Source organism: Bradyrhizobium sp. SZCCHNGR1005, assembly GCF_032489995.1.
In the GTDB taxonomy this organism is placed as follows: Bacteria; Pseudomonadota; Alphaproteobacteria; order Rhizobiales; family Xanthobacteraceae; genus Bradyrhizobium.
In genome coordinates, this window is record NZ_JAUEZC010000001.1 from 583,056 (window position 1) to 604,406 (window position 21,351).

At 63.5% G+C, this 21,351-nt stretch carries 21 protein-coding genes and 1 pseudogene; 12 read left to right on the plus strand and 10 right to left on the minus strand.

The features are described from left to right. Positions 1–39: 39 nt before the first annotated feature. The 6 genes and pseudogenes from QXZ85_RS02700 to QXZ85_RS02720 all read left to right on the plus strand — a co-directional run bounded on the left by QXZ85_RS02700 (position 40) and on the right by QXZ85_RS02720 (position 4,446). Complete coding sequence (locus QXZ85_RS02700) at positions 40–963, plus strand: ABC transporter permease (protein ID WP_315706844.1); 924 nt, start codon at positions 40–42, stop codon at positions 961–963. Further along, complete coding sequence (locus QXZ85_RS02705) at positions 960–1,781, plus strand: ABC transporter permease (protein ID WP_315767395.1); 822 nt, start codon at positions 960–962, stop codon at positions 1,779–1,781. The genes QXZ85_RS02700 and QXZ85_RS02705 overlap by 4 nt, the downstream gene beginning before the upstream one ends. Then, the gene (locus tag QXZ85_RS02710) at positions 1,778–2,758 is read left to right on the plus strand and encodes an ABC transporter ATP-binding protein (RefSeq protein ID WP_315767394.1); all 981 of its coding nucleotides are present in this window, start codon (positions 1,778–1,780) and stop codon (positions 2,756–2,758) included. The genes QXZ85_RS02705 and QXZ85_RS02710 overlap by 4 nt, the downstream gene beginning before the upstream one ends. Continuing rightward, positions 2,751–3,788, plus strand: coding sequence for an oligopeptide/dipeptide ABC transporter ATP-binding protein (locus QXZ85_RS02715; RefSeq protein WP_315767393.1), 1,038 nt, complete (start codon positions 2,751–2,753; stop codon positions 3,786–3,788). Before QXZ85_RS02710 ends, QXZ85_RS02715 begins: the two co-directional genes overlap by 8 nt. A gap of 114 nt (positions 3,789–3,902) precedes the next feature. Then, positions 3,903–4,037, plus strand: a pseudogene (locus QXZ85_RS33710) (lytic murein transglycosylase); the annotation flags it as partial. A gap of 100 nt (positions 4,038–4,137) precedes the next feature. Next, positions 4,138–4,446, plus strand: coding sequence for a hypothetical protein (locus QXZ85_RS02720; RefSeq protein WP_315741719.1), 309 nt, complete (start codon positions 4,138–4,140; stop codon positions 4,444–4,446). Positions 4,447–4,495: 49 nt separating this feature from the next. Here the strand turns inward: QXZ85_RS02720 and QXZ85_RS02725 are convergent, their stop codons facing one another. From QXZ85_RS02725 to QXZ85_RS02745, 5 genes are all read right to left on the minus strand, one after another. Continuing rightward, positions 4,496–5,038, minus strand: coding sequence for a DUF2846 domain-containing protein (locus QXZ85_RS02725; protein WP_315767470.1), 543 nt, complete (start codon positions 5,036–5,038; stop codon positions 4,496–4,498). Positions 5,039–5,277: 239 nt separating this feature from the next. Continuing rightward, entirely contained in the window at positions 5,278–6,228 is a 951-nt protein-coding gene (locus QXZ85_RS02730) for an ABC transporter permease (RefSeq protein WP_315706792.1), read from the minus strand. After that, positions 6,225–7,208: an ABC transporter permease gene (locus QXZ85_RS02735; RefSeq protein ID WP_315706793.1), complete on the minus strand. Its 984-nt coding sequence runs from the start codon at positions 7,206–7,208 to the stop codon at positions 6,225–6,227. The genes QXZ85_RS02730 and QXZ85_RS02735 overlap by 4 nt, the downstream gene beginning before the upstream one ends. 4 nt (positions 7,209–7,212) lie before the next feature. After that, a complete protein-coding gene (locus QXZ85_RS02740) occupies positions 7,213–8,682 on the minus strand; it encodes a sugar ABC transporter ATP-binding protein (RefSeq protein WP_315767392.1) in 1,470 nt (489 codons plus the stop codon). A gap of 39 nt (positions 8,683–8,721) precedes the next feature. Beyond that, a complete protein-coding gene (locus QXZ85_RS02745) occupies positions 8,722–9,744 on the minus strand; it encodes an ABC transporter substrate-binding protein (RefSeq protein ID WP_315706795.1) in 1,023 nt (340 codons plus the stop codon). 324 nt (positions 9,745–10,068) lie between these two features. On the opposite strand from QXZ85_RS02745, the gene QXZ85_RS02750 reads away from it, so the two are divergent. Both QXZ85_RS02750 and QXZ85_RS02755 read left to right on the plus strand, forming a co-directional pair. Beyond that, positions 10,069–10,572, plus strand: a complete 504-nt coding sequence (locus QXZ85_RS02750) for a DUF1993 domain-containing protein (RefSeq protein WP_315706796.1) — start codon at positions 10,069–10,071, stop codon at positions 10,570–10,572. A 124-nt stretch (positions 10,573–10,696) separates the two neighbouring features. Continuing rightward, positions 10,697–11,794, plus strand: a complete 1,098-nt coding sequence (locus QXZ85_RS02755) for an alkene reductase (RefSeq protein ID WP_315706797.1) — start codon at positions 10,697–10,699, stop codon at positions 11,792–11,794. Positions 11,795–11,968: 174 nt separating this feature from the next. Here the strand turns inward: QXZ85_RS02755 and QXZ85_RS02760 are convergent, their stop codons facing one another. Next, positions 11,969–14,350 carry a TonB-dependent receptor gene (locus QXZ85_RS02760; RefSeq protein ID WP_315706798.1) on the minus strand — a complete coding sequence of 794 codons (2,382 nt, stop codon included), beginning with the start codon at positions 14,348–14,350 and terminating at the stop codon, positions 11,969–11,971. 291 nt (positions 14,351–14,641) lie between these two features. On the opposite strand from QXZ85_RS02760, the gene QXZ85_RS02765 reads away from it, so the two are divergent. Continuing rightward, positions 14,642–15,280, plus strand: a complete 639-nt coding sequence (locus QXZ85_RS02765; protein WP_315706799.1) for a response regulator transcription factor — start codon at positions 14,642–14,644, stop codon at positions 15,278–15,280. A gap of 119 nt (positions 15,281–15,399) precedes the next feature. On the opposite strand, the gene QXZ85_RS02770 is transcribed toward QXZ85_RS02765, so the two are convergent. Next, the gene (locus QXZ85_RS02770) at positions 15,400–15,795 is read right to left on the minus strand and encodes an EF-hand domain-containing protein (RefSeq protein WP_315706800.1); all 396 of its coding nucleotides are present in this window, start codon (positions 15,793–15,795) and stop codon (positions 15,400–15,402) included. Between the two features lie 840 nt (positions 15,796–16,635). Here QXZ85_RS02770 and QXZ85_RS02775 point away from each other — a divergent pair. Together QXZ85_RS02775 and QXZ85_RS02780 are read left to right on the plus strand one after the other, a co-directional pair. Continuing rightward, positions 16,636–17,535 carry a hypothetical protein gene (locus QXZ85_RS02775; protein WP_315706801.1) on the plus strand — a complete coding sequence of 300 codons (900 nt, stop codon included), beginning with the start codon at positions 16,636–16,638 and terminating at the stop codon, positions 17,533–17,535. A 65-nt stretch (positions 17,536–17,600) separates the two neighbouring features. Continuing rightward, positions 17,601–17,942 (plus strand): hypothetical protein, encoded by a 342-nt coding sequence (locus tag QXZ85_RS02780; protein WP_315706802.1) that lies wholly within the window; start codon positions 17,601–17,603, stop codon positions 17,940–17,942. Between the two features lie 40 nt (positions 17,943–17,982). Here the strand turns inward: QXZ85_RS02780 and QXZ85_RS02785 are convergent, their stop codons facing one another. Genes QXZ85_RS02785 through exbB form a run of 3 tightly spaced genes read right to left on the minus strand, consistent with a single transcriptional unit; the run spans position 17,983 to position 20,069 of the window. After that, entirely contained in the window at positions 17,983–18,903 is a 921-nt protein-coding gene (locus QXZ85_RS02785; protein WP_315765305.1) for a TonB family protein, read from the minus strand. Continuing rightward, positions 18,900–19,325, minus strand: coding sequence for a TonB system transport protein ExbD (gene exbD / locus QXZ85_RS02790; RefSeq protein ID WP_315765307.1), 426 nt, complete (start codon positions 19,323–19,325; stop codon positions 18,900–18,902). Before exbD ends, QXZ85_RS02785 begins: the two co-directional genes overlap by 4 nt. Positions 19,326–19,328: 3 nt before the next feature. Then, positions 19,329–20,069, minus strand: coding sequence for a tonB-system energizer ExbB (gene exbB, locus QXZ85_RS02795; protein WP_315706845.1), 741 nt, complete (start codon positions 20,067–20,069; stop codon positions 19,329–19,331). An 848-nt stretch (positions 20,070–20,917) separates the two neighbouring features. On the opposite strand from exbB, the gene QXZ85_RS02800 reads away from it, so the two are divergent. Continuing rightward, positions 20,918–21,310 (plus strand): hypothetical protein, encoded by a 393-nt coding sequence (locus QXZ85_RS02800; RefSeq protein ID WP_315767391.1) that lies wholly within the window; start codon positions 20,918–20,920, stop codon positions 21,308–21,310. The last annotated feature ends 41 nt before the right edge of the window (positions 21,311–21,351 follow it).

Below are 21,351 nucleotides of genomic sequence, written 5' to 3' on the forward strand. Positions count from 1 at the left end.
CAGCGCAACCAACGATGGAGGGAGGCAGGAAAAATGTCGATGCTCTCCTTCCTGATCCGCCGAATCCTGCAAGCCATTCCGACCGTGCTCGCTGTCGCGCTGCTGGTCTTTGCGCTGTTCAGCGTCGTTCCCGGCAGCATCGTCTCGACGATGAGCGACGACGGCGATCCGCAGGTCGAGGCGCGCATGAAGAAACAGCTCGGCCTCGACCAGCCCGTCTATATCCGCTTCGGCGGCTACATCGCCGGTCTCGCGGCCGGTGATCTCGGAACCTCGTTCCGGACGCACGAGCCGGTCACGACCATGATCGCAAAGCGGATGGGGCCGACGCTGAAACTGATATTCGCAGCCATGGCGTTTGCGACCGTCGTCGGCGTGCCGCTCGGCTTCGTCGCGGCCTTGCGGCCGGGCAGTCTCGTCGACACGGCCGCGATGGTCCTGGCGGTGTCGGGGCTTTCGATGGCCAAATTCTGGCTCGGGCTGCTGCTGATGTACCTGTTCGCGTTGAAGTTCGGCTGGCTGCCGAGTTTTGGCTATGGCGACGGCAGCCTCAAATATCTGATCTTGCCGGCAATGACCCTCGGCGTCTCGCCGATGGCGCTGCTGGCCCGGACAACGCGCGCTGCGGTCCTCGAGATCATGACCGCCGATTTTGTCCGCACCGCGCGCTCGAAGGGCATGAGCGAGACCCGGGTCGTGAAGTGGCACGTGATGCGCAACGCGCTTGTCCTGATTCTCACGACGACCAGCCTGCAATTCGGCGCGTTGATGGGACAGGCGGTCGTCGTCGAGAAATTGTTCTCGTGGCCGGGCATCGGCTCGCTGCTCGTCGACAGCGTCCTGCAGCGCGACATTCCGGCTGTCCAGGGCTCTATTCTGGTGGTGGTGCTGTTCTTCCTCGCGATCAACTTGCTGATCGACCTGCTCTATGGCGTGATCGATCCCAGGATCAGATACGCATGAAGCTCCGCGCCAATCTCATCATCGGCGGGGCGTTGTTCACCCTTGCGGTCCTCGTCGGCCTGCTCGCGCCCTGGCTGGCGCACACGGACCCGGTCCTGGACGCCAACCTGATGAATGCGGAAGAGGCCCCGAGCTGGCTCTGGTGGTTCGGGACCGACGGCCAGGGCCGCGACATCTATTCCCGCGTCGTGTACGGCGCGCGTGTCTCGCTGACGGTCGGCATCGTCTCGCAGCTGATCAACAGCGTCATCGGCGTGGGACTGGGCCTGAGCGCCGGCTATTGGGGCGGCTGGTGGGACGATGTCGTCAACGGCCTGACCAATCTCATGCTCGCGATCCCCTCGCTGATCTTCGCGCTCGCCATCATGGCGGTGCTTGGACCCGGCCTGACCAGCCTGCTGATCGCGCTCGGGCTGACCAACTGGTCGTTCACCTGCCGGATCGCACGGGCGTCCGCGCTCTCGCTCAAGAGCCAGGGTTATGTGCAGGCTGCAACCGTGCTCGGCTACGGGGATTTGCGCATCATGATCACGCAACTGCTCCCAAACATGCTGGGACCCATCGTCGTCATCGGCACGCTCGGCATGGGCAGTGCGGTGCTGTCCGAAGCCTCACTTTCATTCCTCGGCCTCGGCGTCCGCCCGCCCTACCCAAGCTGGGGCAGCATGTTGTCAGAAGCCCGCGACCAGATCACGACGGCGCCGTGGCTCTCGGTCTTTCCGGGCCTCGCCATCTTCCTGACGGTGCTCGGCCTGAACCTGCTCGGCGATGGCCTGCGCGACATTCTCGATCCACAATCGCGGAGCCGGCGGACATGACGGGCGCGCCGCTGATCGACATCGAGGACCTGCGCATCGATCTCGACCAAGGGGCGAGCCGGTCTCCTGCCGTGGAGGGTGTTTCGTTCCGCATCGACCGCGGCGAGACGTTCGGCCTTGTCGGCGAATCCGGCTGCGGCAAGAGCATCACGGCGCTCGCTTTGATCGGCCTGTTGCGCCCCCCCTTGTCGATCGGCGGCGGCGTCATCCGCTTTGACGGGCGAGAAATCCAGAGACTTCCAGCCGCCGCGCAACGGGCGCTGCGCGGCAATCGCATCGCCATGATCTTCCAGGAGCCGATGACGGCGCTGAACCCGGTCTCACCGGTCGGCCGGCAGATTGCCGAAATGTTCGTGCTGCACAAGGGCAAGAGCTGGCGGGACGCCAACGAGCTGGCGGTCGAGGCGCTGGCGAGCGTCCGCATCCCCGCGCCCGAGCGACGCGCGAAGGATTACCCGCACCAGCTTTCGGGCGGCATGCGCCAGCGCGTGATGATCGCCATCGCACTCGCATGCGGCCCGGATCTTCTGATCGCCGACGAGCCCACGACCGCGCTCGACGTCACCGTGCAGGCTGAGATCATCGAGCTGATGCGGACTTTATGCGCCGAGAAAGGAACGGCGATCCTGATGATCAGCCACGATCTCGGCCTGGTCGCCAATGTGTGTCGCCGCGTTGCCGTCATGTATGCTGGCCGCATCGTCGAGGAGCGCGGCTCGGCGGACATTTTCCGGACGCCCTCCCACCCCTATACGCAAGGCCTGATCGACTCGCTGCCGCGGCTGGGCAGTCGCGCTGCGCTTGGCCGGACGCGGCTCAAGGAAATCGCGGGCGTGGTCCCGGCCATCACGAGCTTCCCCGACGGGTGCCGGTTCAATCCGCGCTGTGCCCAAGCGACCGATATCTGCCGGACCTGCGCGCCGGAGACGTCGCTGCTGGAGGCCGGCGGTCTGGTCAGGTGTCATCACCATGCATGACCCCCAGCAAAGGCCGGACGACGACGTCATTCTCAGCGTCGAGGATCTTGCGGTTCATTTTCCCGTGGGGGGCGGGTTGCTGGGCCGCGGCCGGCGGCTGTTGCGTGCCGTCGACGGTGTCGATCTCAAGCTGAAGCGAGGCGAATGCCTCGGCCTGGTCGGCGAATCCGGCTCCGGCAAGTCGACCGTCGCACTTTCGATCCTTGGTCTGTTGACGCCGACGCGCGGCCGCATCGTGGTGGACGGACAGGTCGTCACAGGACGGCAGTCCGGTGATCGAAAGAGATTAGCCCGGATCGTGCAGATGGTCTTTCAGGATCCCTATGCATCGCTCAATCCACGCCAGACCGTTCGTCACACGCTTGCAGGCCCGTTGCGTGTGCATGGCGTGACCGCCGCAAGCGAGATCGAAGATCGCGTTGCGACGATGTTGCGACATGTCGGCTTGCGGCCCGAACAGGCCGACCGCTATCCGCATGAATTCTCCGGTGGCCAGCGCCAGCGTATCGGCATTGCGCGCGCGCTGATCCTCAATCCCAGGATCGTCATCTGCGACGAACCCGTATCAGCGCTCGATGTCTCGATCCGCGCCCAGATCATCAACCTGCTGCTGGAATTGAAGGAGACCCTCGGCCTCTCCTATATCATGATCAGCCATGACCTCGGCGTGGTCGAGCATATGAGCGACAGGGTCGCCGTCATGTATCTCGGACGCATGGTGGAGACCGGCGACTGGCGCGACATCTTCGAACGGCCGGCACACCCCTATACGCGAACGCTTATCGGCGCCATTCCCGATCCGTTCCGTCGCGCACCGCTCGCGACGACAAAGGGCGAGCTTCCCAATCCCCTCAATCCTCCGGATGGATGTGCGTTCAGCCCACGCTGTCTTTACGCGGAGGCCGCGTGCCATCGCGAGCCTGGCCCACCGCTTGAGACGCGTCCCGATGGACACACGGTCCGGTGCTGGCGAGCTGACGAGATTGCCGAGCAGACGGCGTTGGCCGTGACAGTCTGTGGACATCCCTAGGGCTGACGGCGTGTCTTCTACTGCGGTCCATCCCCAACATGCCTGTTCGATAACTTGGAATTCTGCCCTGCGATTCGCTGTCGATGTCGACAAAGGTCAACGAGGTGCTGGGCCAACAGAGCCGCGGTCAAGGCGATGCAGGTGAAGTACGGCTTGCCGGCCGATTCCTGGCCGACGGTGGAGCTGCTGGCGCGGATGCGCGGCGGGCCGCGGGCGCAGGCCGCGCCTGCGGCCACGGCGACGCGCTAGGCAAGCGCGCTTTCCTGCAGAGCTATACGTCGCAGAAGGGCAGACAAGATATCGCAGAACCTCCTTTAACCGACTAAGAGGTCAGCGGGCTCAGGAGACCATGCACACCATACAACTCGATGCTGGCAGCTGGAAAACGCCGTACGATTTCCGAGCAGTCCTCAAGTCAGCAATAGGAGCGCCGGAATGGCATGGCGACACGATCGCCGCCTTTTTGGATTCAATCTTTGGAGGTGGCATGAACGCCCTGAAGCCACCTTACACCTTGAAGGTCGTGAATACGAAGCAGCTCGCACCCGAACTTAAGAAGTTGGTCCGCGACCTCTCATCGGCGATGGAGGAGACGCGAATGCGCCGACTTGCCCGCACTGGTGAGGACGTTGCCGCCAGACTCGAAATCGAGAACTAAATTGGACCGGGGTTTTATCCCACGGCGCAGCGTTCGCCGTCCTATCTCTTTACGGGCCGCCTTCTGCATCCGCCAATTGCAGCTCTTCGATCTTGCTCCGGGCCGCAGCTTCGTCCAGGGGCACAAAATCGATGGGGCCCGGGTTGTCGCTTCCGGACGAGACCGCGGAGGTGACCAGCGCACCCGCGATGCCACCGACCATTGCTCCTGTCGAAACGGCCTTGGACCGCTGGCTGGGCTGGGCAAGGAAGAAATACACGCGACCGGTCTGGGTCGTGATGTCGGTCTTCGTCTCCCCCGGAAACAGGGTCTGCGTGGCGCCAAGCTGATGATGCCCCGCAGGAGCGTCCATGTGGATGTAAGTGCCGATCTTCAGCGGCCCCACGGCCGCACCGTCAAGCGTCACATCACAGATGGTACCTTGGAAAAGAAGGCCCTTCTTCTGAGTGGCCAACAGGACGACACGGGACTTTCCCGCCGGGGGCTGTCCAAACCTTTGCGGCGCCGCCGCGTAATCCGCCCCGACCTTGTCAGTCGCGCATCCTGATAACAGCAACGCCGCAAGGCCCAGCCCCGCCCCACGCCCGACCATCACGCCCCCCGATACTCTTCTTCCCCAACGTATCTCAATAATCAGGAGGCGTTTGGAATGCAATGATCGCAGGAGTTGAGTAGCGAGAGCTTTTACCGTGATGTGCTTGCAACCGCGCTCCGCCCCGTTGCGGAAGCCGCCGCCGCATGTGCGTAGGATGGGTTGAGCCCTTCGCGAAACCCATCATCCTCGCAACCATGATGGTGGATATCGCTCCGCTCTACCTATAATACGGGCTCTTACCGCGCCGCTTCCGCCCCACCCGCCGCGGTAATCACCGCTACGATGACGAGACCAGTCAGCACCAGGCGGACGCCGGCGCTGACGCCGAAGGTGTTGAGCATTGTGAGCAGCAGCACCAGGAACAGCGCCGCACCCCAGAGGCCGGGGACATTGGCCTTGCCGCCGGCGACGGAGGTGCCGCCGATCACGACGACCGCGATCGAGGCCAAGAGATATTCGTTACCGATATCGACGTTGGCGCCGCGGAAATAGCCGGCCAGCAGCGCGCCGTCGATGCCGCCCAGCATTCCTGACAGCGCATAGGCGGCAAAGCGCACCCGGTTGACGCTGATACCAGCCAGCCGCGCGGCCCGCATGTTCTGTCCGATCGCCAGCACGGAGCGGCCGAACACCGTGCGCTGCAGCGCAAGCCCGGCGGCGATCGTGAACAGCACGGTGAGACCAGCCAGGATCGGAATCCCGAAGAGCTGGATGTTGGTGAAATCCGCAAAGCCCGGCGGCGGCTTGATCTGCAGCCCGCGGCCATAGCTGATGTCGATCGACTGGATGACGAAGCTGGCGGACAGCGTCGCGATGATCGGCGGAATCCGCAAGGCCCAGATCAGCAGATAGTTGGCCGTTCCGATCGCCAGACCACACGCCAGCGCGGCGGCAAGCCCGAGAGCGATGCGGCCGTCGTCGCCGGCCATCACCGTCATCGCCACCGCGCTGGCAAGCCCGATATTGGCCGGCAACGATAGATCGACATTCCCAGGGCCAAGCGTGATGACAAACATCTGGCCGACGCCCACGATGACCGTGAACACGGCGAGCGAGAGCGCCGCGGTCAGCATGCCGCCGGCGCCATAGCCGCCGGTGAAGACGACGGCCGCCAGCCAAACCGCGAGCGCTCCGGCGAACGACCAGATCCAGGGTCTGGCGAAAGCTCTGGTGAGCGTCCCCTTCATCGCTCCGCCTCCCTTCGGCTGATCAGGACGCGCGCGGCGAGCACGACAATCAGAATGGCGCCGTTGGCGGCGACCTGCCAATCCGGCGGGATATGCATGAAGGTGAGCAGCGGGGACGCGGCAAGCGCCAGGGTGAGCGCGCCGATGACAGCGCCGATCGGCGAGACCCGGCCGCCGACGAATTCGCCGCCGCCGAGGATGACTCCGGCAATCGACAGCAGCGTGTAGCCGTTGCCGATATTTGCATCGGCCGAGGTGGTGATGCCGATCAGCGCGAGCCCCGACAGCACGCCGAACAGGCCAGTGCATGCGAACAGTGCCATCTTGGCCTTCAGCAGCGACCAGCCGGCGCGGCCGATCGCGACCGCGTTGCCGCCGGAGCCGCGCAGGATGGCGCCGTAGGATGTCCGCATCAGGCCGACATAAGCGAGCGCGGCGATCAGAGCCGCGGCCAGGATCGGAAACGGGACGAGAGGCGGCTTGACGCTCATGATGGCGAGCAGCCAGTCAGGCGCTTTGCCACCGGGCTTCGGCAGCACCAGGATGGCAAGCCCCTGCCAGACGAAGCTCATGCCGAGCGTCACCACGATCGAGGGCAGATTGCGCAGATAGATCAATGCTCCAAGTCCTGCATAGGTCGCAATGCAGCCAAGCAGCACGAGAACTCCCATCAGGGGGGCGTCGCGCAGCCACGTCGCGGTGACGCAGCCGACAAAGCCGACGAAGGCGCCGATCGACAGGTCCAGTTCGTTACCGGCGATGACGAACATCTGCGCGATCGTCGCAAGCGCGATCGGGACCGCAAGGTTGAGCATCAGCGTGAAGCCGAAATAGCTGATCGCACGCGGATTGAGGTAGCTGATCGCCAGCAGCACCAGCGCGAGCGACAATGCGGGCAGCAATGCCCGCAGGAGCCGCGGTGTGCTACCGCTCCCGAGGACGCGCGCGGCCTCCTTCGCTACGACGCTTGCTCCGCTCATGGCCTCAGTTCGCCTCCGCGAAGGAGGACTGGATGACCTTCTGCTCGGTCACCTCGTCGCTGGTCAGGTCGGCGACGATCGCGCCGTTGCGAAAGACATAGACATGGTCGCATTGCTTCAATTCGTCGGTTTCGGTCGTGTACCAGAGGAAAGTCCGCCCCCGGTCCGCCTCTTCGCGGATCAGATCGTAGACCTCAAGCTTGGTGCCGACGTCGACGCCACGCATCGGATCGTCCATCAGCACGATGCGCGCGTCCGAACCGAGCGCGCGGGCGAACAACGCCTTCTGCTGATTGCCGCCGGACAGCGAGAGAATGTTGTGGTGAACGTCGGGCGTCCGGATTCCGATCTTGTCGCGCCAGACGTTGGCCAGTTCGTCCTCGCGCCGCGGCGAAATCAAAAGGCCCTGGCGTAGGCTGGCGAGGGAACGCACCCCGATATTCTCGGCAATCGACCAGAGCGGGAACACACCGTCCGCCTGGCGATCCCCGGCGACAAAGGCCACGCTGGCCGTGACCTCCGTGCCCGCCTGAGCACGCGTTGCAGCCGAATATACGCCGAGCAGCAGGTCCGTCTGGCCATGGCCGGCGAGGCCGGCAAGGCCGATGATCTCGCCCTCATGCGCAACGAGCTCGGCAATGCCGCTCTGTCGCTTGGGGCGGGCGCGGACGCGGAGGGGCGACCGGCCGCGGACACGCCCGTTGCCGCTCCGCGCCTCGCGGCCGTGAATCTCGACGTCGCCCATGGCCGCGACCAACCCGTCGCGATCGAACGTCGTCGCGGCGGCGTCGGCAACCGTCCGGCCATCGCGCATCACCACGATGCGATCGCAATTCTCGAGCACCTCGCCCAGCAGGTGCGAAATGAAGATGAAGCTCACACCCTCGGCGACGGCACGGCGCATAAAGGCGAGCAGTTGCCCCGCGGTGTGGACATCGAGTGACGACGTCGGCTCGTCGAGGATGATCAGCCGCACCGGCTCGTCGGTCGCGGTGAAGGCGCGCGCGACCTCGACCATTTGACGCCGCCCGATCGGAAGGTCCTGTACCAAGTCAGAGGCACTGACGCCGTGCCCCGGGAAAATGGCGTCGAGCTTCTCGAGGATCAGCCGACCGGCCTTGCGACGCCAGTTGAAGCCGGTCAACGAAGGATGGAAGACGCGGGTGTTCTCGGCGACCGTCAGGTTGGGGCAGAGCGAAAGCTCCTGGAAGACGCAGCGGACCCCGAGCTTCTTCGCCAGCCCGGGCGAATAGCCCGTGGGCTCCTCGCCCAGGATCGCCAGCTGCCCGCGATCTGCAACGGCGGTGCCCGCGAGGACATGCATCAGGGTCGATTTGCCTGCACCATTGTGCCCGACCAACCCGAGGCATTCGCCCTGGTCGAGCGCGAGATCGACGCCACCCAGCGCGCGGACGGCGCCGAAATACTTTTCGACGCCGTCCAGCTTGACGAGCTTCGGACCGGTGACCGTCATTCCATCCTGCGTTTCGCGAACCGCCCGCCGCTTCAGCCGTTACTTCATGTTGGCTTTGATGGCCGCGATCGATTCCGCTTGCGTGTATTCGTGGCTGGCGACGCCCCCCTTCGGGATGTTGGGCAATTCGGCCTCGAAATTGTCCTGCGTGAACGCAAGATAAGGCACCAGCAGATCGTGGGGGATGGTCTTGTTGCCGTCCAGCACCTGCTGCGCGACCCAGAATGCCAGCGTCGATACACCGGGCGCGATCGAGGCGGACCAGGACTTATAGCCGTCCTTGGCCTTCTGCTCCTTCCACCACTGCAACTCGTCCTGCCGGTTGCCCATGATGATGGTGGGGCGCGGCTTGCCGGCGGCTGCGAAGGCCTGCGCCGCGCCATAGCCGTCGCCGCCCTGATCGACCACGCCGACGATGTCCGGCAGCGAAGGCAGAACGGTGGCGACGGCCTTCTGGGCCGTGGTCTGGTCCCAGTCGCCGGTCACCGAACTCACGATCTTGAACTCCGGATGCGCCTTGATCCCTTCAAGGATGCCGGTGTGGATGGCGTCGTCGATCGAGGTCCCGGCAAGGCCGCGAATCTCGAGCAGATTGCCGCCCTTGGGCTGGAACTTGGCCATCTCCTCGACTTCCTGCTTCCCCATCGCCTTGAAATCCACGACGACCCGGTAGGCGCAGGGCTCGGTGACGATGCCGTCGAACGACACGACGATGATGCCGGCATCGCAGGCCTGCTTAACGGCGCCGTTCAGCGCATCCGGCGAAGCCGCATCGATGACGATCGCGTCATATCCCTGCAGGATGAGATTTTGGATCTGCGCCGCCTGGGTGGGCACCTCCTTGTCGGCGGTGGTGAAGACATCGGCGGCGGCGACGATCTTGTCGGCGACCGCCTTCTTGGTGACGATGTCATAGCTCTTGAGCATCGCCTGGCGCCAGGAATTGCCCGCATAGTTGTTTGAAAATGCAATCTTCTTTCCGCTCGTGTCAGCGAGCGCCGAGCCGGTGACCATTGCGCTAGCAACGGCGCAAACAGCCACGATCCTGATGCCGGACATCATGCGTTTCCCTTCCCTGCACGGCCACTTCTTCTGGCCGAGACCTTTTTGATTTTTCTCACAAGTCGCACCCGACGATATCGCCGCGTTCGCAGTTCGACAAGCAGACATGTGTCCTGCGTGATCGGTGTGACAACTCCCGGCCTCGCAGCCCAACCGAGGATGCGATGAGTGATCCGCGGACAAGCCACTCAGCCCACCCCACGGGCCATGCAGCGGATCGCGCGGGATCCGCAAAATAGAAAAAGATGCAGTTGCATTCTCTTGGAGGCAACCCCATCTCCGAGGGCGGCGTCTTGCGACGTCTCCTCTTAACGAGAGCATCACATGTCTTTCTACGATTCGACCGTTCCCGCCTATCTGCAGATCCTCACCAGCCTCACCGGCCTGCTTGCCAAGGCAGAAGCCCATTGCGAGGCCAAAAAAATCCAGCCCGAGGTGCTGCTGAACGCGCGACTTTACCCGGACATGCTGCCGTTCACGCGCCAGATCCAGCTCGCCTGCGATTTCGCTGCCAAAGGATGCGCGCGGCTCTCCCATAGCGAAGTGCCCAGCACCCCGGACACCGAAACAAGCTTCGCCGAGCTCCACCAACGCCTGTCGAAGACCATCGACTATCTGAAGACCTTCAAGCCGGCGCAATTCGAGGGCGGCGAGGCCAAGGACGTCACTTTCCCGAGCGCGCCGAACGTCACGACGACACTGAAGGGCCAGGACTTCATCAACCGCGTCTCGTTTCCGAACTTCTATTTCCATGCCGCAATCGCGCACGGAATCCTGCGCCACAACGGCGTCGAGATCGGCAAGCGGGATTTCCTGGGCATGAACTGACCGATGCGGTGAGGCCCGCGGCTACCGATCGCGGCCCTCCTCTGCGTAACGCGAATGGCTCGCCCAATTGTGCCTTACGCGGCAACGCACAATTGTCCCTCATAGTCCATCATCCGGAGATCACATGAGCACGTCGAAACTGTTTGAGCCCTTCAAGCTTGGGCCGATCACGCTGGCCAACCGCGTCGTGATGGCGCCATTGACCCGCAATCGCGCTGTCGAAGGCATGGTGCCGAGCCCCTTGGCGGCCGAATATTACGGTCAACGCGCCTCCGCCGGGCTTCTGATCACCGAAGCCAGCCAGATCTCGCAGCAGGGCCAGGGCTACCAGGACACGCCCGGCATCTATTCCAAGGCGCAGGTCGAGGGCTGGCGCAAGGTCACCGACCGCGTGCACGCCGACGGCGGCCGCATCTTCATCCAGCTCTGGCATGTCGGCCGCATCTCGCACGTCTCGCTGCAGCCGAATGGCGGCGCGCCGGTCGCGCCCTCGGCGATACAGGCGAAGACCAAGACCTTTGTCGGCGGCGCCTTCACCGACGTCTCCGCACCGCGTGCGCTCGAACTGTCGGAAATCCCCGGCATCATCGAGAGCTACAAGCAGGCGGCGCTGAATGCGATCGAGGCCGGCTTCGACGGCGTCGAGATTCATGGTGCCAACGGCTATCTGCTCGACCAGTTCGCGAAGGACGGCGCCAACAAGCGCACCGATGCCTACGGCGGCTCGATCGAGAACCGCGCCCGACTGATGCTCGAAGTCTCCAAAGTCGTCTCAGATGCGATCGGCGCCGACAAGACCGGCATCCGCATCTCTCCGGTGACGCCCGCCAACGACGTCTCCGATTCCAATCCGCAGCCGCTGTTCGACTACATCGTCGATCAACTCAACGCGCTGAATCTCGTCTATATCCACGTCATCGAGGGCGCGACCGGCGGTCCGCGCGACATCGCGCCGTTCGACTACGCATCCTTGCGCAAGCGCTTCAAGGGCGCCTACATGGCCAACAACGGCTATGACCTCGCGCTCGCCAACAAGGTGCTGGATGCCAATGCGGCCGACCTGATCGCGTTCGGCAAGCTGTTCATCTCCAACCCGGACCTGGTCGAGCGGCTCAAGGCCGGTGCGCCGCTCAACGAGTTCGACAAGTCCACGTTCTATGGCGGCGGCGCCAAGGGCTACATCGATTATCCGACGCTGAAGCAATCGCAGGCGGCGGAATAATCGGGAAGGCTCTCTCACCGTCATTGCGAAGCGCAAGCGAAGCAATCCAGGTGCGAGAGACCTGCTCCTCGCAATGACGAAGAAAAAGGCCGGGATCGCTCCCGGCCTTTTTGCCACGGTGGAGGCGGCCGTGGCGGCGCAGATGCGCCTTGGGATCCGTGTCAGTCCGTTTTCTCAGAACGTCGCCTTGATGCCGGCATAGACCGCGAGAGGCGCGCCCGGCAGCATGCTGCGCGGATCGTTGAAGCTGAGGATGTTGGCACCGCCGGGCGTCGAGTTGTTGAAGCCTGCGGGACTGAACACGGTACCGGCCGAATAATAATGCTTGTTGAACAGGTTCTGCACCAGCCCGAACACCTCCACGTTCTTCGTCACCTGATAGGACGTGTGCAGGTTGACCACCCAATAGGCCGGCACCTTGGGATAGATGTTGGAGTCGTCGCGCAGCAGATATTGGCTGCCAATATAGTTGAGATCTCCGCCGATCTTCCAGGCGTCGGTCACGGCATATTCCGCACCGAGCTTGAGGCGATGGGCCGGGACCGCAGGGATGTGGCTGCCCGGCAGCACGTCGACCGTCGTCTGCGTGTTCGGGTCGTTGGCAATAAAACTGCTCCGGAAGGTCGCGTCGACGAAGGTGTAGTTGGCGTAAGCCGTCCAGCGATTCCAGGCCAGATCGACCTTGGCTTCGACGCCCTGGCGCAAGGTGGTGCCGGCGTTGGCGAAGTAACCGAAATTCGGGACCGCCAAGCTCGCGATGTTGATGATGTCGTCGCTGTTCTGGGTGCGGAACAGGCTCACGCCCCAGCGCAGCCGCCAGCCATTGTCGATGGCCTTGGCCGGCGCCTTGCTCGGCAGCGGCTCGACGGCAACGGCGCCGCCCGACCACTCACCGCGCAACCCGCCCTCGACCGTATGCGACACCACCTGCTTGAGCGGCGGATCGGCAATCAGGAAGTTGTCGATCTGGCACGGCGTGGCAGGATCGGAGCAGCCGAGCTCGAGCGGCGTCGGCGCGCGGTTGGCCTCCGAATATCCTGCATAGGCCGTTAGATTGGGCGTTACCCGATAAGTCAGGCCGACCACCGGATTGAACCGCGAATAGTTGTTGCGGCTGGTGAGCAGCGGATTGAGGCCGGTCTCGTCCTGCAAATTGATCTGCGCGAAGTTGAAGCGGCCGCCGGCGGTGAACGACAGCTGTGAGGTGATGTCGAAGGTGTTGGTGGCGTAAACACCGACATAGGTGTTCTTGGCGGTGAGGTTGACCGGCGTCAGGTCGGCTGCAGGCTGATCGATGTAGACGCCGGTCCCATTCACGAAAAGAGTGTTGGGATCGACCGTGCCAAGCTCGGAATTGGCCTGGAAGCGCGTCCGGCCATGATCGACGCTGGTGCCGACGACGAAGTGATTATCATGCTCGAACAGCTGATTGGTCGACGTCGCCTGCAACGAGCCGCCATAGCTGTTCGAGCGCGTCCAGTTGCGATCGATCTCGCCGAGCGCGGTGTTGCCGGCCAATGTGTTGAGAACCGCCATATTCTGGTTGAGCGGCGTGGCGCCATCCCCGATGCAGAGTTGGCCGGCGAACGCGCCGTTGTCATCGCAAGCCTGCGCATCGGTACCATTACCGTCGACATGGGCGGAACGATAGGCGCGGAAATAGGAGTTGGCCTGCACGGTGAACGTATCCGTCGGCGTCCATTTCGCGTTGGCCTGCAGGAAGACCAGTTGCAGATGGGTGCTCTGCGGCCAGGTGTAGACGCTCGACCAGCGCTGGTTCAGCATCTCGATCGGCGTCGCCGCCACCGAGCCGAGCTTGTTGTCGGCGCCCGTGAAGGAGACGTGGAATTCGGTCTGGTCGCCGCGCGCGCCCAGATCGACATACATGCGCCTGATCTGGGACGACGACGAATAGTCGCGCCAGCCCCGATCGTAGGTGCTATCGGCGGCGACATAGGCCGAAAAGTTTCCGTCCTGATAGCCGGATTGCGCACTCCCCGAAATGCGACCGAAGGAGCCGCCGAACAGCTGCGCCTCGGTGCCGTGGTAGGTGAAGCCGTTCTTCATCTCGATCGACAACGCGCCGCCGGTCGCGTTCAGGCCGAACAGCGGGTTGTTCGGCATCAAGGTCATGCGCGCGATCGCGACCTCGGGGAGCAGATCCCAGTTGACGACGTCGCCGAAGGCTTCGTTGATCCGGGTGCCGTTCTGGTAGACCGCGATGCCCTGCGGCGTGCCCGGCACCGGAGAGGCAGTGAAGCCGCGATAGTCGAGATTGCGCTGGAACGGATTGCCGGACTGATCGCTCAAGGAGACGCCGGGCAACGACTGCAGCATGCCGTCCAGCAGCGTCGGCGTCTTGGTATGATCGAGGTCGTGCGCATCGATCGTCTGAACGTTCGACGGGACTTTTTCCTTGTCGATCTCTCCGCCCCCTGGCACCGGCGCCACGCCGACGACTTCAATGGTCTGCAAGGTCTGCTGCGCGAACGCAGCCCCAGGTAGCATCGTGCAGGTCAACAGCAGCGCACGCTTCAGCGCTCCAAGCTTGGTCAAGACGTCCCCCACTTCAATCTTCGACGATTCCCGTCCGCGGCTGCCCGGCGCCCCGAGCTTCGAACAAATCAGTCGAACTACGTGTTTACATGCATTAACATTGCTAGAGACGGGTTCCGACCGCTTCAATAGGGATTTTTCCCCGACCTCCAGGGACATTTTTCCCGCCGCCAAGAAAGGGGCTGCGATCCCGGCCTAAAGGGCCGCTGCATCGCCTTAGGATCGCGCCATTCGCGGCACCCGATATAAATCGTTTCCCGCTGATGCGTCTTGGCCACACCTTTCTCACCGATGAGCAAAGTTCTTCTTGTCGACGATCATCCGATCGTCATCGCCGCTTGCCGCCTCCTGCTCGAGCAAGCCGGCGTCACCACCGTCCTTCACGCCAACGACTCTGCAACCGCCTACCAGACCTTTCTCGATCGCCAGCCCAACGTCGTCGTCATCGACCTCCGGTTGCATGGCGAAGAATTCGGAGGGCTCGCACTGATCGAGCGTCTCCGATCTCATGCCACCCGACCGGCCATTCTCGTATTCAGCATGCATCTCGATCCGCGCATCGTCAGGGCCGCGATCGCGGCCGGCGCGACCGGCTACCTTGCCAAGGACGCGCCGCCGGAAGAACTGGCCAAAGCCGTCGAGCACGTCCGCTCGGGGCAGCGCTATATGGATCTGGAGCTAGCGAGGAGGGTCGCGCTGGTTCGCGCGGAAACCGAGAACGATCGCTTTGCTGCCCTGACTCCGCGGGAACAACAAGTCGTCCGCCTGCTTGCAGAAGGCAGGCCTTACCAAGCCATCGCCGATCATCTCGGGATCAGCTACAAGACCGTCGTCAACCTTACTTTTCGGCTTCGACGCAAGCTCGGCGCGCGCGGCCTCTCCGATCTGATCCGTCTCGCCGTCGAGATCACGCGTCAGAAATTCGGCTGATGCCCCGCCGACCGCAGGTGCTCCTGCCGGCAAGCAAAATGCGACGGCTTCCGACCGAAGCGCATCGCACTTTAATGTTCAAAACCATGTGGTTGCGCCGATCACCCTGATCGGACGCCTCACTTCAGCAGGCGCGCGACCGATTTCAGCTCTTTCGCATCGAGCGTGCCGTCATTGTCCGGGTCGGCGGTCTTGAAGCGCTTCACGACCAGGGCGAGGAACTCGTCCTTGGTCAGGGTGCCGTCGTTGTCCGGATCAGCCGCGGCAAAATCCTTCGCCGACACCCGGCCGTGCAGTTCCTTGCGATCCAGCGTGCCATCGTGGTCGCGGTCCAACCGGTCGAACAGCAGCGAGGCCGCCGCCTTGGCTTCGTTGACATCGACGGTTCCGTCATTATCGGGATCGATGGACTTCAGGAAGCTGGAGGCTGCCGATGCGCCGGTTGCAATGGTCATCGTGCCGAAAATTGCCGCCGCGCACAAGCCGGCTGCCGTGATCGCCTTTTTCCAATTCATCGAATGTGCCCTCTTGGTCCCACCGCGATCAGCTCTGCGCGGGGGTGAAATGATCAAATTCGCGTTCCACGTGCGCAAGGAAGAGGCAGAGCGCTTCCCTTCAGCCACGCGATCCGCGCGAGCTAACAAGTCTTCGCATATGCCAGATGTCCCGGATCTTCAAGGACGAATGCCCGGCCGTGGCGGGACGATCAGGTAGATTTGCACTTGCGGCCGAAGATCAGAAGCGGGGACCATGAAGGAAATAGGAGCCGGGACGGTCATGGACGTCAGCCCGTGTCGGCTTTGCTACACCGACAGCGCCATGTCGACATCGCATGACAGGATGCGAAGCGCAAGAGCGCGCCACCGTGCTGCGATGGGACGAATGTATACCGACCGGGCCTGGTCGCACCCGCTGCAGATTATCAGCAAAGGCATGGCCGGAGACGATCATCGACATTGCCATAGCCACTGCCGCGGTTCGCAGGCCCCGTTCACGGCAGCCGCGCCGCGCGCGGACGGGATCTTCCAACAATCGAATGCCTCGCATCAACCAAGACTTGCCGGGTGGCGGAGGTGACGTCTGCCATCCGTCTTGGGCTGGAATATGTTGGCAGGCTGCCACATTCGCTCATATCGGCCAGCGTGCGGGTGACAGGGACCTGCCATGTTCCTCGGTCAAAATACCCCTACAACCTTGCCAAAAGCTCCCTATCGACGCCGATCGCGGCACATCTTTAGTAAAATGCGGCGTCGATTGTTTGTAGTTCCTCGATTGGGTCACCTTTCAGCCGAGGCCGACGCATTTTTTCGCCCTGCGCACTCATTAGCTCCGTCGATGAGGGGAGCGCGAGGGCAATGCGGTCGATCATCGGCAAAGAACCGTCTGGTCCGCAGATACAACTTCTGCGACGGCTGATCGTCGTCGCCCTTTTCGCGTCGCCTTGCAGCGTGAGTGCCGAGGAGATCCAGGGCAACGATCCCGCCTCGCCCGGACATTTCCAGGTCGAGCAGCGCTTCGGCTACGTCACCACCTTCAATCCGCCGGCGCAGGCGGGAGGACAGCGCGTACCTCAGCACGCACTGACAGGCGAAACCGAAATCGGCTATTCGCCGACCGAATGGTACGAGATTGCGCTCACATCGCCTTACGCCTTCGCGCGCGCCAACGTGCCGATGACCATGGGCGGCATGGACAACGGCATCCCCGGCTATTCCTTCCAATCCGGCGGCGTGACGATCCGCCAGACTCTCATTCAGGGCGATCGGCTGGAGCGCACCGTATTCCTGGGCCTCGTCTCGCGGACCATCCTCTCGCCGCAGGGCGGATTGACGCCGGACCTGTGGGTTGCGAACAAGGCGGCCGCCGGCAATCCGAACGCGCCGCGGTTCGTGCAGGAAGCCAATCCGCGCGTCGCCCAGATGTTCACGCCGATCATCGGCGTGAACCTGCCGAACGACTACCAGCTCATCTTCAACGCCAACATGACGTTCGGCATCGATGGCGCCGGTTCGGCGTTCGAGCCCTCGATTCGCTTCGTCAAGCGCCTCAACGACAGATGGACGGTCGGGATCGAGCATTTCTCGAACTTGGGGCCGATCGGCACCGTCCTGCCGTGGCATCAGCAGATGCAGACGCTCTATGCCGTCGCCGACACCAGGTTCAAGGGCTTCGAACTCAGCTTCGGCATCGGCTACGGACTGACCAACGCATCGCGCGGCCTCGCGCTCAAGACCAGCATCGGCAAAGATTTCTAGGCATCCCTCCCCTCCATCGCGACGGCGCTGAGCTCGTCCGATCCCGCACCACAAGGAGACGTCCCATGCACCGGACTTTCGTCATCAGCGTTCTGCTTGTCCTCGCGAACTCGGCCGCATGGACCGACGACGGCCCACGTTTCCTCAACCGCACTGGGCAGACCGTAGTGAAGATGCAGCTCGCGCCGGTCGGCTCGAAGAGCTGGGGACCGGACCAGTGCAAGAACGACGACGAAGGCGAGGTCGATCACAACGAACGCATGACGCTGGTCGGCGTCAAGTCTGGGCGTTACGACATCAGGCTCGCCGACAAGAACGGCCGTATCTGCATCGCCAAGAATATCGACCTCAAGGAAGGCACGCAGTTCGTGGTGCGCGATACGGATCTGGCCGATTGCACGAAGTAACGGGACGTATGAGCCCGTGATCGCTAAGTGGTGACGCCACTCAGCGCGGGCGCAGATGCAGCGGAACAGTGCGCGTAACCTGCGCCTCGGTCATGCCGGGTGCAAAAGGCGGATACGGCTGCGCGCGTTCGACAATGGCCAGCGCCGCGCGATCCAACGCCGGTGAGCCGGAGCTGCCGGCCAGCCGGTGCGACCGCAGCCGACCGCCACGATCGATGACGACGCTGACCATCACCGTGCCGCTCGCTCCCCCGCCATCGGCCGGATAAGCCGCGTAACGGCGGATTTGCGCCACCACTTCGCTGTTCCAGGACGCCTGCCCGGCCCGTGCGCCTTCGCTCTGCGCACCGGGATTGGGCGCGGCGGCCATCCGGGTCGGCTTGCTCGCTTCGGCTGCAGGCTTCGCACGCGCCGTCTTGTGCTCGGGCTTGTCGTGCTTGTCTTCCGGCTTGCGCTCCGCGCGCTCATGTGGCGTCACCGGCTTGTGCTGCTCCGGCTTCACCTCGACAGGCTTGGGCGGCGGAGGCGGAGCGACAATGGCGTCCTCCGTGCGCGGCGGCTCCGGCGTGGTCAACGCGAGCGGCGGCGAAGGCTCAGGCGGCAGTTCGACCTTCTCCTGCGGTTCGGCTGGTGCCGGTGCGGGCGCAGTGACGGCATCCGGCGGGACGACCGGATCAACTTGCGGCTCGACCTGTGGCGGCTCGAGCGCCGATTGCTCAACCGGCGGAGTCGGCGCGGCCTGTGGGGCGTCCGGCGCGGCAACAGCCGGCGGAGCGGCTGCCGGCACGAAAGCGACGTCGATGGCAGGTGCTTCCGCGCGCCCGTCCGGCACGGGCTTGAGCAGCAGATAAGCCGCGGCCAGCCCGACATGGAGCGCAGCCACCACCAGCGCGCTCACCGTCCACAATGCCGCGTCCCGGCCCTGCTCCGGCTGATACGGATCGACCGTCAGCACGCTCACGGGCTGCCTCGATTTTCCACCGCAACGAGCGCGACCTTGGTGTAGCCCGCGTTGCGCAGCAGGTTCATCACATCCATCACCTCGCCATAGGACAGCGCCTGGTCGGCCCGCAGCAGCACGCGCTGGCCATGGTCTGGGCCGGTTGCAGCATCGAGCACCGCGGCAAGCTCGTCGCGCGCAACTGTGCCATCATCGACAGCCAGCGAGTGATCGGCTCGGAAAGTGACGAAGATCGGCTTGTCGGGGCGCGCCGCGGGCTCGGCCGAGGCCGACGGCAGGTTGACCGGAATGTCGACCGTCGCAAGGGGCGCCGCGACCATGAAGATGATGAGCAGCACCAGCATGACGTCGATGAACGGCGTCACGTTGATCTCGTGCGTCTCCGCAAACTCGTCGTCGCGCTTGGCAAGCCGGATCGCCATGGCTCACTCCGCGCTATCGGCGATCGACAGAGTAGGCGCATCCGCCGCACGCAAGCCCCGCCTCACATCGAGCGGCATTGCCTGGCGATCGAGATCGCGGCTCAACAGGCGCATAATGGCAACCGAGGAATCGGCCAGCACCGCCCGATACGTGCCGGTGGCGCGCGCGAACACGTTGTAGATCACGACCGCCGGGATCGCTGCGGCAAGACCGAAGGCGGTGGCGAGCAACGCTTCGGCGATGCCGGGCGCCACGACCGCGAGGTTGGTCGTATGCGCCTGCGAGATGCCGATGAAGCTGTTCATGATGCCCCAGACCGTCCCGAACAGCCCGACGAACGGCGCGACCGCGCCGACCGTAGCAAGGAGGCCGATGCCGCGGCCGATGCGCTGCACAGCCGCCGCCTCGATCCGCTCGAACTGCCAGCTGACGCGTTCCTTGATGCCATCGGCGGGCAGGCCGCGCGACTTCTCGATCTCGTCATCCGCCATGCTAAGAAAGCGGCCGGTGACACTGCTCTGCTCACCGAGCTGGCGAATCGCGTCCATCAAGGAGCGGGCGGCAATGACGACCGACAGCGCGCGCCGTGCCTCGCCGCGCACGCTGCGCAGCTGGATCAGCTTGACGACCAGCACGGTCCACGTCGCCACCGACGCCAGCGCAAGCCCAATCATCACCGCCTTCACGACGATATCGGCCTGCATGAACATGCTCCAGGGCGACAGCCCCTGGGGTAGCGGCATGACCAGGCCTACGCCCGCAACCGGCGCTGGCGGCGCCCCCGCCTCCTCAGCCAGGACGGCCGCGGGCATGAGCCCGAGCAACGCCGCGGTAAAGGCGCCGACAAACCGGGATGCAACCAATCTGCGCGGTGGAAGCTGCGCATCACTCATGTTGTCCTCCAGGCGCGGCCAAGCCGTTCGACGTCGCGGCGGATGCCCAGTTCCAATGGGATCTGGCTATCATCTTGTGTTGCCTCGCCTGGCGCGAGATTGCGCACTGTTCTCGACCAGTTCAAGGCGGTCTTGCCTGGAAAGATTTCCCGTTTCAAACGGGAAAAATTCCCGATCTGCTTCGGGACCAGGGCCTGGACTCAGAAGTCCGTGTCCAACGGCGGCTACCTGGTTTGCGAACTTCGGAATCGAAGCGCATTCCGTCGCCGACGGGACACGGCTAACTCTGGCACTCGTTCAAAGTCGGCCAGCATTCCGAGCGCTTCGTGCGAGCTGACAGCCTTGACGCTCCATCTGAGAGAGTGCGTCAGCTTCACCTGGCAAGTGAACTAATCGATCAAAATCAGTAGAACATTACTACATCATCTCGGGATATCTCCATGCCCGCTCCATGATGATTATCCTTCGACGGATATCACCGTCGACTTTTTCGTCGCGATCCGATGTAGTTCGCGCTTTCGTGCAACAATCACGAACTTCCGCCACAGACCTCAAGGAAGCTTTCTCGCAATCCCAAAAACGCAAGGCCTCTTGTGATGCGCAGAAAACCTTCCAAATCAACACCGACCGATCTCTCCACACACCACAAATTTCCTGATGGGACTGCAGGCCTCGCTCGACGGACGCTCTTTGCTTCAATGCGTAACAGCTATCGCGCGAGCCTGCTTCTGTTTGCCGGGACCGTCGCCCTGATCACAAATGCGCCTTCTCTGCATCTCGCCGCGGCTCGAGATCTCGACGGCCGCTATGCCAACTCTCCATTGAAAAGCTGGTTCGAAAGTCTTCGTTCGCGCAAAGGGCCCTGCTGTTCCGACGCAGACGGAACGGCGCTGTCGGATGTCGATTGGGACATGACGGCAGGTCATTACCGCGTGCGGATCGAAGGGCAATGGTGGGACGTTCCGGAGGACGCCGTCATCACCGAGCCGAACCGGTCGGGTCGGACGATGGTCTGGCCCATTTACTATCGGGAGCTCGACAAGTGGCTTCGCGTGGAGATCCGCTGCTTCCTTCCCGGCAGCATGACGTGAGCAGCTCGATCAGCAGTTCGGCCAGAAGCCGCGCATCAAGA